This is a genomic window from Tardiphaga sp., from assembly GCF_028290785.1.
GTDB lineage: Bacteria > Pseudomonadota > Alphaproteobacteria > Rhizobiales > Xanthobacteraceae > Tardiphaga.
Genome location: NZ_JAQGJD010000235.1, coordinates 1 through 9072 on the forward strand (window position 1 = coordinate 1; position 9072 = coordinate 9072).

General features: G+C 65.5%; 11 protein-coding genes and 1 tRNA gene. 4 read left to right on the plus strand and 8 right to left on the minus strand.

Annotation, left to right across the window (positions count from 1 at the left end):
- From JWR89_RS14490 to JWR89_RS14500, 3 genes are all read right to left on the minus strand, one after another.
- The coding region (locus tag JWR89_RS14490) for a hypothetical protein (RefSeq protein ID WP_299717331.1) at nt 1-318 on the minus strand (318 nt) is incomplete at its 3' end.
- A gap of 84 nt (nt 319-402) precedes the next feature.
- Nucleotides 403-477: transfer RNA gene (locus JWR89_RS14495), tRNA-Glu, on the minus strand.
- A gap of 70 nt (nt 478-547) precedes the next feature.
- On the minus strand, nt 548-883 hold the full coding sequence (locus tag JWR89_RS14500) for a hypothetical protein (RefSeq protein WP_299717333.1): 336 nt from the start codon (nt 881-883) through the stop codon (nt 548-550).
- A gap of 22 nt (nt 884-905) precedes the next feature.
- Between JWR89_RS14500 and JWR89_RS14505 the strand changes: the two genes are divergently transcribed.
- Together JWR89_RS14505 and rpoH are read left to right on the plus strand one after the other, a co-directional pair.
- Nucleotides 906-1925, plus strand: coding sequence for an RluA family pseudouridine synthase (locus JWR89_RS14505; protein ID WP_299717335.1), 1020 nt, complete (start codon nt 906-908; stop codon nt 1923-1925).
- A gap of 215 nt (nt 1926-2140) precedes the next feature.
- Nucleotides 2141-3040: an RNA polymerase sigma factor RpoH gene (gene rpoH, locus JWR89_RS14510; RefSeq protein ID WP_299717337.1), complete on the plus strand. Its 900-nt coding sequence runs from the start codon at nt 2141-2143 to the stop codon at nt 3038-3040.
- Nucleotides 3041-3288: 248 nt separating this feature from the next.
- On the opposite strand, the gene JWR89_RS14515 is transcribed toward rpoH, so the two are convergent.
- Nucleotides 3289-3786: a hypothetical protein gene (locus JWR89_RS14515; RefSeq protein WP_299717339.1), complete on the minus strand. Its 498-nt coding sequence runs from the start codon at nt 3784-3786 to the stop codon at nt 3289-3291.
- Between the two features lie 50 nt (nt 3787-3836).
- The gene (locus tag JWR89_RS14520; protein WP_299717340.1) at nt 3837-4187 is read right to left on the minus strand and encodes a hypothetical protein; all 351 of its coding nucleotides are present in this window, start codon (nt 4185-4187) and stop codon (nt 3837-3839) included.
- A gap of 906 nt (nt 4188-5093) precedes the next feature.
- Between JWR89_RS14520 and JWR89_RS14525 the strand changes: the two genes are divergently transcribed.
- Nucleotides 5094-5630 carry a transposase gene (locus JWR89_RS14525; protein ID WP_299717342.1) on the plus strand — a complete coding sequence of 179 codons (537 nt, stop codon included), beginning with the start codon at nt 5094-5096 and terminating at the stop codon, nt 5628-5630.
- Nucleotides 5631-5709: 79 nt separating this feature from the next.
- Here JWR89_RS14525 and JWR89_RS14530 read toward each other — a convergent pair whose 3' ends face one another.
- Complete coding sequence (locus JWR89_RS14530; protein ID WP_299717344.1) at nt 5710-6693, minus strand: VOC family protein; 984 nt, start codon at nt 6691-6693, stop codon at nt 5710-5712.
- Nucleotides 6694-6889: 196 nt separating this feature from the next.
- A complete protein-coding gene (locus JWR89_RS14535; RefSeq protein ID WP_299717346.1) occupies nt 6890-7213 on the minus strand; it encodes a hypothetical protein in 324 nt (107 codons plus the stop codon).
- Nucleotides 7214-7468: 255 nt separating this feature from the next.
- On the opposite strand from JWR89_RS14535, the gene JWR89_RS14540 reads away from it, so the two are divergent.
- Complete coding sequence (locus JWR89_RS14540; RefSeq protein WP_299717348.1) at nt 7469-7690, plus strand: hypothetical protein; 222 nt, start codon at nt 7469-7471, stop codon at nt 7688-7690.
- An 81-nt stretch (nt 7691-7771) separates the two neighbouring features.
- Here the strand turns inward: JWR89_RS14540 and JWR89_RS14545 are convergent.
- Nucleotides 7772-9072 (minus strand): hypothetical protein (locus tag JWR89_RS14545; protein ID WP_299717350.1); only part of this gene is annotated, 1301 nt, incomplete at its 5' end.

Here is a 9072-nt window from a genome sequence, read left to right on the forward strand (position 1 = left end):
CGACCATGCACCGTCGTTTAGGTCGAAGCTTTCAGGCACAGTATATCGAATGCCTTTAGCGACCACGGCGCCCTTCACTAAAAAAGGCTTCAGCTGCGCCCAAGCCTCTGATCCGTTGTCAGTAAGATTGGACCTCTGATCGTGTTTTTTAACGTCCCAATCGTCCATTTCGATAAGATGAGTAAATTCTGTGTCGCGCGTGCCTACCCACGCTATCGCGGCCCTGAGACGGACTTGCGGTTGTTCGCCATCTTCTCGCTCGTCTTCACCAACGTCGTCATCTACGATTTGAAGCTGTTGATGCTCGTCACTGTTCATCGATATTCACACATGTCTTTTCCGTACAATGTCCGTACGTGCCCTAAGCGTGCAAAGTAGCCACTGCTAAGCCATTGAAAAGATTGGTGCTCCCTAGCGGAATCGAACCGCTGTTTTCGCCGTGAGAGGGCAACGTCCTAACCGCTAGACGAAGGGAGCCTCGCGGCAAGCAATAGCCGCGAATGCGGCCGCCTGCAAGATGCCGCGGCGCGATAATTGTGCGCTTCGCCTACGGCTCCTGAGCGAATTTCAAGGTGCCCGTCGGCTTCAGCGTCTTGGCGTCGAAGGTGCGGATTTCGGTGGTTCCGGCGATGTCGAGGGTCAGGACCAGGCGGTCCCCGGCCGCGGCGGTGCCGGTGATTTTGGCGCCTTTCGGCAGGGTCGCGGTGGTCGCCGTCGTCACAACGCTTCCCTCGGACTTGAAAAGGCGGTAGCCGATCACGACGAGCAGTGCCCCGATGCCCAGCGCAGTGGTCAGCCCGGCAATCAGCATCATCCGCCGGACCTTCGCCATCATGGCGGCGGTCGCTTCAGGGTTCGGATCGGGCGCAACAGGTTCAGTCATGCAAAACTCTTCTGATCAAGACATGTCGGCCACCAACGATGTCACGCTGGACATTACGGTGCTGGGCGATGAGGGCTCGGTGCGGCTCGACCGCGTGCTGGCGGTGCGCAGCCCGGCTCTGTCGCGGTCGCGGCTGAAGGCGCTGATCCTCGCCGGACAGGTCAAAATCTCCCGCAACGCGGCCGGCGCCGATCCCGTTCGCGACCCCGCTTATCATGTCGCCGCCGGCGATACGATCACAATCGACGTGCCCCCCGCCATCGCCCCCGAGCCGGAAGGCGAGGACATTGCCCTCGATATCGTGTTCGAGGACGACGACATCATCGTCATCAACAAGCCCAAGGGCCTGGTCGTGCATCCCGCCGCCGGCCACGAGACCGGCACGCTGGTCAACGCGCTGATCGCCCATTGCGGCGCGACCTTGTCGGGGATTGGCGGCGTCAAGCGGCCAGGCATCGTGCACCGGCTCGACAAGGACACCACCGGGCTGATGGTGGTCGCCAAGAACGACCAGGCCCACCAGTCGCTCAGCGCCCAGTTCGCCGACCACGGCCGCACCAACGAGATGCGCCGTGGCTATATGGCGTTCGCCTGGGGTATCCCGAACCGGCAGCGCGGCACCGTGGACGCGCCGATCGACCGCAACCCGCATATCCGCGAAAAGATGGCGGTGCGCGACACCGGCCGAGAGGCGGTGACCCATTGGGAAGTGCTGCAAAGTTTTGACGATCGCCACGGCAAGCCGGTGGCGACCCTGCTCGCCTGCCAGCTCGAGACCGGCCGCACCCACCAGATCCGGGTTCATCTGGCCCATATCAACCACCCCCTGATGGGCGACAGCGTGTATGGCCCGCATTTCAAGACCAAGGCCAACGCGCTCGGGCCGAAAAGCCAGAAAGCGCTGGCCGAACTCGGCCGCCAGGCCCTGCATGCGTACATGCTGACCCTCGAACACCCTCGCACGGGCGAAGTCATGCAGTGGATTTCCGACCTTCCGGCCGACCTGGCCCTGCTCCGGGCCCGCCTGGCGGCGACGGAATGACGCAGATGCATATAAAAATGCGCGGTATTCCAATAGGTTATATCAGCTACACGCGGACGTGACAGAAAGTTCACTTCCAATACGCCCGTAGTTGGATGTATGTTGCACCTGCGTCGAACATCCGACGCGGAACATCGCAGTTGGGACGGCTTTAACAAAGCGCTCGCTGCCTGGCCCGCCGCTATCGGGGGCCTGAACCACTGGAGGGCGCTACCATGGCCCGTACAGCTACACTCCCGGTTCTGAACGGTGAATCGGGTCTTTCCCGCTACCTGTCGGAAATCCGCAAATTTCCGATGCTGGAACCCCAGCAGGAATACATGTTCGCCAAGCGCTGGCGCGAGCACGATGATCGCGACGCGGCCCATCATCTCGTGACCAGCCATCTGCGGCTGGTCGCCAAGATCGCCATGGGCTATCGCGGCTACGGCTTGCCTATTTCCGAGGTCGTCTCGGAAGGCAATGTCGGCCTGATGCAGGCGGTGAAGCGGTTCGAGCCCGAGAAGGGCTTCCGCCTCGCTACCTATGCGATGTGGTGGATCAAGGCGTCGATTCAAGAGTACATTTTGCGTTCGTGGTCGCTCGTGAAGATGGGCACCACCGCGAACCAGAAGAAGCTGTTCTTCAACCTGCGCAAGGCGAAGAGCAAGATCTCGGCGCTGGACGAGGGCGATATGCGCCCCGACCAGGTCAAGATCATCGCCAAGCGCCTCGGCGTGACGGAACAGGACGTGGTCGACATGAACCGCCGCCTTGGTGGCGACGCGTCGCTCAACGCGCCCATCCGCGACGACGGCGAAGCCGGCGAATGGCAGGACTGGCTGGTCGATCATGCGCCTACCCAGGAAGCCGTGCTGGCCGAACACGAAGAGCTCGACCATCGCCGCGAGGCCCTGAACGGCGCGATCAACGTGCTCAACCCGCGCGAACGTCGCATCTTCGAGGCGCGTCGCCTCGCCGACGAGCCGATGACGCTGGAAGATCTCGCCAGCGAGTTCGGCGTGTCGCGCGAACGCGTCCGCCAGATTGAGGTCCGTGCCTTCGAGAAGGTGCAGACCGCGGTCAAGGGCACCATCGCCCGCCAGGAAGAAGCGACCTTGCACGCCGCCCATTGAGCGCTGCGGCGATAACGAACGACACGAAAGCCGGCGGCAACGCCGGCTTTTTTGTTTCTTACTTCCCTCTCCCCTTGTGGGAGAGGGTGTCCGCGCGCAGCGCGGACGGGTGAGGGGTGCCACAAGCTCGGAGCCCAGTGACCCCTCATCCGTCGCGGCCTCCGGCCGCGCCACCTTCTCCCACCTAGCGAAGCTTCGCTTCGCACGGGGGAGAAGGAAGCAAGAAAGCCGCGTTCCCTCCCCTGCCCTCAGTAATAATCCCGGAACGCTGCGGCCAGACTGTCCGGCTCCCAGTCGATGCCATCCGACGCGATGGGATCGTCTGATAGCAGCGCGCCCGCCTGGGTCTTGTAGTCCGGCGAGACATAGTCTGGCTGCGGGATCGGTTGCGCGAGGATGTCGCGATAGGACTGATACGCCGCCGCGGTGCCGACGAAGATGCACATGCAGGTGACCGGGTCGGCATAGAAATAGCGCGGGCCGTTCGGCGTCGCGTGCAGCACGAAGCGATGCGGCGGCATTTTTCGCAGCACCGCCTGGCTGGCCGGATCGTTGGCGAAGCGCGCCTTGAAGCCGGCGGACTCCAGATAGAAGCCGTTCTTCTGCAGGAACGGCGCGCTCGGCGCATCGCGTGCCAGCAGCAGCGTGACGTCGAGCAGCGTCAGGATGGCGAGCACGGCCAGCACCAGGGCGCGCCAGCGAAACGGGATTGGAAACGTGGTGGCAAGGGTCCTGTCGGACGACATCAAGATTCTCCGCGGCGAGCGCGGAGAACCGGGCCCTGATCGGCACCACTTTATCGGGCCCTGCGCGATGAGTCACGATCGCGCTTGGCCGGGGTTTCGGCGGACGCCGGCTTCGCCTGGGCTTCTGCGGCCGTGCGTGCCGCGATCTGTTGCGTCAACAACTGCTTGAACTCGTGCTTCACCCGGGAAAGCTCCTCTTCCGAGAGTTCCGGCGCCGGATTGTTTCGCCCGACGCAGATCATCGCATTGCCGCGGCATTCCCTGCAGCGCCGGCAGCGCTTCAGATCGCACGTGCGCCAGCACTCGTCGCCGTTGGCCATGTGGCGATAGAGCGTGCGGAAGGCGCGGTCGCCACGCGTGAGCTTTGGATCGCTCAGGTAGAAGTCATCGTCTGGACTCATGGTCGTCTCCTTTCTGCTGCGGGCACGGCTGCGCTGCCCCGCGAGAAATTCACGGAGCCGTCCGGCCAGCGATGTTCATCTTGTCGTCGCCCCCTCGAGGGAGGCGGAGCGCCGAAAGGCGCGACTTAGTCAGTGCCGCAGCGTGATCTCCGGATCGCCGGAAACCAGAGGCCGCGGAAACGCCTTTCGACGCTCCACCGTGGCGATTTCTGTCCCCGGGGCCCTCTTCCGTGTACGGGAAGCTCGCGTCGTGTCCACGGGACAAGCCGCTCGCCATTGAGCCGGCTTTCGCCGGCCTGACCCGCACCCGTCCAGCTCACAAAGAGCAGCGCCCCATAGTGGGCACGGACGGCTACCCGAGGCCTCCCGAGTGCGCGGGACAACGTCTGCCCCACGCCCGCAGGCGCCACCTCCCGCCCCGCGCCAGTCGGCGTCCCGGTAACGCTCCCTCAAGTGGAGCGGGATGCAGAGGAATATAATCAGGACGCAAAATGCGTCAAGGATTATTTTCAAGATTGTCGTGGGGCGCAATAGCGCAGCGTATTGCGCCGCCCCTCGGCGGTGGTAGCGTTCCGGGCGGCGGACTAGGTAGCGCGTAGGATGGGTTGAGCACTTGCGAAACCCATAATGAATACGAATGCACGGTGATGGGTTTCGCAAGAGCTCAACCCATCCTACGGCTGGACCGGCCGAGCGACATGCGGCGGGCGGCTTACTACGCTCCGCTCCATCCTCCGTCATGGCCGGCGTCAGGCCGGCCATCCACGATGTCCTGCGAATACGTGGATGGCCGGGACAGCTAGTAGGGCGCAATAGCGTAGCGTATTGCGCCGCCCACCGGCGGTGGTAGCTTTCCGGGCGGCGGATTACGCTTCGCTAATCCGCCCTACGGATGGAGCCGGCGATATGCCGAACTATCGTCGCGCGCGCGTGCCGGGCGGATGTTGGTTCTTCACGGTCACGCTGCTGGACCGACGGCAGACGCTCCTGGTCGATCACATCGCAGCATTGCGCGAAGCCGTCGCGTTGACGCGGCAGAACTACCCCTTCGAGATCGATGCCTTCGTGGTTTTGCCGGACCATCTTCATGCGATCTGGACGTTGCCAGAGAGCGACAGCGATTTTTCGACACGCTGGCGGCTGATCAAGACGCGGTTTGCCAAGGCGCTGCCGAAGCAAGAACGACTCAGTGCGGTGCGACTGGCGCGTGGCGAGCGCGGTATCTGGCAGCGACGGTTCTGGGAGCACCTGATCCGAGACGAGACCGACTACGCGCGCCATGTCGATTATTGCTACATCAACCCTGTGAAACACGGCCTGGTGAAGCGCGTGAGCGACTGGCCGCATTCGTCGTTTCATCGCGACGTTCGGGCGGGACTAGTTCCGGAGGACTGGGCCGGCGATGTCAGCGATACCGGAGAATTCGGAGAGCGCAGTCCGTAGGGCGCAATAGCGCAGCGTATTGCGCCGCGAACGATGGGTGGCGGATTACGCTTCGCCAATCCGCCCTACGCTCTGTGTTCTACCCCTGCGCCGATATCAGCCGCACCTCGGTGCCCCAGGGGTCGGCCACCGCGAGGCCGCCGGCGACGGGGTCGCTGCGGGTACCGGCCGCCGCGAGGCGGCGCTGGCGGTCGGCGAGCACGGCGGCGTCGGCGATCGCCAGCGAGAACCACGCCAGTCCGGTCTCCTGCGCCTGGCGCGGGCCGGCGCCTTCGCTCTGCCAGGTGTTGATGCCGATGTGATGGTGGTAGCGGCCGGACGACAGGAACGCCACGCCGCTGCGCGACAAGCGGGTCGGCTCCATGCCGATCAGCCCCTCGTAGAAGGCGCGGCCGCGCGCCACGTCGCCGACCCGCAGATGCATGTGGCCGATGCGCAGCGCCTTCGGCGCCGTCGCGTACTGGTCCCGCGTGGTGTCGGTCTGGGCCACGATGGCGTCGATGTCGAGATGCCCGCTGCCCATGGTGACGGTGTCGCCGGTCCACTCCCAGCTCGCCGGCGGGCGGTCGGAATAGACCTCGATGCCGTTGCCTTCGGGGTCGGTGAGATAGGAGGCTTCGCTGACATTGTGATCGGCAAAACCGTCGAACGGTGTGCGGGCGAGCGCGGCATGGACCAGCCAGCGCGCGAAGTCGGCGCGGCTCGGCATCAGGAACGCGGTGTGAAACAGCCCGGCGGCGCCCGGACGCTCGATCGGCGCGTCGGGCCGGTGGATCAGATGCAGCAGCGCGACGTTATCGACGCCCAGCACCACCTCGGTGGCATCGGCGCGCAGCGTGCTGAATTTCAGCAGGTCGGTGTAGTAGGTCCGCATCTTCGCGAGGTCGCGGACGCGCAATGCCGCGGCGCCGATCCGCATCGGGGTCTGTTGTGCGAACGGCAAGGGGGCAACGGAGACCGCCGCGACTCCGTCGGCGCCGCCCTCGGCGCGCACCGCGCCGGCCAGCGCGGCCTGGCTGGCGGCAAAGGAAGCGAGCTTCATCACCTGTCGGCGCGTGGTCATCGGCAATCCATCGTCGGAGGAGAGACCATCGTGGATAGAAAGGCGGCGCAACGGCGTCAAATCACATCGCCGTAGGCGTCGGTAACCTGAACCTGCCGGCCCCGGCCGTCAGGCGTAGGGCGCAATAGCGCAGCGTATCGCGCCGCGCCTGCGAGAGGCGGATTACGCTTCGCTAATCCGCCCTACGGATCGAGCCTCAGCCATCGACGCGCAACAGCACGACCTCGAGCGGGACATCCGGCATCTGCAGGATCCGGCCGCTGCAGGCGGCGGTGATCCGGCTCGAGGTGCCCGCGAACTCGAAATCGAGTTCGTCGATGCCAAGTATCGAAGGCTGGCCGGGCGCGTGGCGACGGGTCGAGACCTTCGCCGTAAAGCGGTTGCCGTTCTGGATGAAGGAGCCGCTGTATTCGATCACGGTGTCGCGGCCGATCAGCCGCTGGTCCGCGATCTCGACGAGGCCGACGCCATCGGCCTCGGCCGTCCTGAACCAAACTGAATATCGACCGTCGGGAAGCATGTGGGCACCTGTGGTTGCAGGAGCCGTACAGCACCGCGATACCCAATTCGTGAACAAAATGGATTGGATTCGAGGCGATGCCCGGTCGCGCAATGCGACCCGACTGCGGGCGTTGGCGGCGATGACGGCAGCATGACCGAACCGTTAACGCGCGATTCAAATCAATGTCAGCGGCAGCCACCGCCGCGGCACCGCGCGGACTCCAATCGGCCCGATTGCGCCGCCACCGTCGCGCGATCACTGGAGCGGACCCGCATGACGACCACCGAGTTGCAACCGAGATTCGACCCGCGCTATGTCGCCGCTTTGCGCGAGGTGCTGGAGATCGCCGTCGAACATATCGAGGAACAGCACCGCACGCCGGCCACCAAGGCGAAGATGGCCGAGACCATCGTGCGCAGCGCCGCCGACGGCGTCACCGACGCCCGCGATTTGCTGAGCCACGCTGTGCGCGCCGGCGCGGAGGGGGCGCCGTAACTGTCTCGTTCCCCGGATGCAGCGCAGCGCGTCGCCCTTGCGACGTGGTGCGCTGCTGACCGGGAAACGCGCTAGCGCGCCCTACTCGCCCCAGCTCGCGAACGCGTCGTTGAACGCGCGCTCGCCCGGCGAGCCCTTTTCGATGGCGATGATGGCGCGGCGCTGGTTGGTATAGACGAGGGGAATGTCGAACCAAGAGCGCTCCTTGAGGAGCTGCAGGTTGCGGACGCGGTCGGTCTCGACGTTGCTCAAGCCCACCAGGAAGAAGCCATCGGTGACCTTGACGGCGAGGCCGGCCAGCGGCGTGCCGCGGGCCTGCTCGTTGGACTTCATCAGGATGCCCGGCACGTTGGAGACGCCGCCGCCGGCGAAATCCGAGGGCAGCACGAAGGTCAGCTCGGCGGTGTGGCTGGCGGGCAGCGACGTGTCGGTGTTGCGGCGGAACGACATCGACATCTTGAACTTGCGTTCGGGAATCTCGATGTCGGCGCGCACCGCGACGTCGCCGGGCTTGCCGCCCGACGCCTTGATCTGCTCGGTGCGCCAGACGACTGTGCCGACATACTGCTTGCCCTTCGGCTCCGCCGGATCCTCGTCATACAGCACCACGCGCTGCGCCACCGGCGCGACCTGGTCCGACGAACCGGGCTGGCCGACGCGGTCGGCGATCTTCGGCCGCGGCGCCAGCGGCGCGTCCTTGTTATCGACGACGACCGGCGTCGAGGAACCGAAGCCGCGCACGGTGTTCATGATCGAGGGACCGGCGAGCAGCGCCGCGCCTGCCAGGATCATCACAATGCCGATGGCGATTGCGGTCCTGAATGGGAAGCCGCGGCCGACGCGTTTCGGCTTGGGCAGCTTCGGCGGCTTTTCCTTCTTGTCCTTCTTGGGCTTGGCGTCGCGCACGCGCGACACCGGCGGCTGCGGCTCGTCGCCGTCGGGCTCGTCGTGGCCGAACACCTCGCCGCGGTCTTCCATGTTGGGCTCAAGCCGGTCGAATTCCGGCGCCTGCGACGGCACGTTGGCATAGGTTTTCCGCGCCGCGCGGTTGGCCTGCGCGGCGGCGCGGCCGAGGTCGTCGACATCGGCGGTGACGTCGCGAAAGCCGCGCATGGCGGCCTGGCCCGGATCGGGCTGCGGCGGCTTGGTGTTGTTGTCGAAGCGGCGTGGACCGCCGGTGCGCTCGCGGGTCGGCGGCAGCGACGGGTCCTGCATGCCAACGCTGGGCTGCGGCTGGGTCTGCTTCGGAATCGGCGGCGGATCGACGCGCAGGTTGCGCTGTGGCGGGCGCTCCGCGGCGCGGTCGTCGGCACGCGGCGCCTCGCGTGCTTGCGGCGGCGTCGGCACGATCGGCTGGCGGCCACGCGGCGACGGATCGGCCG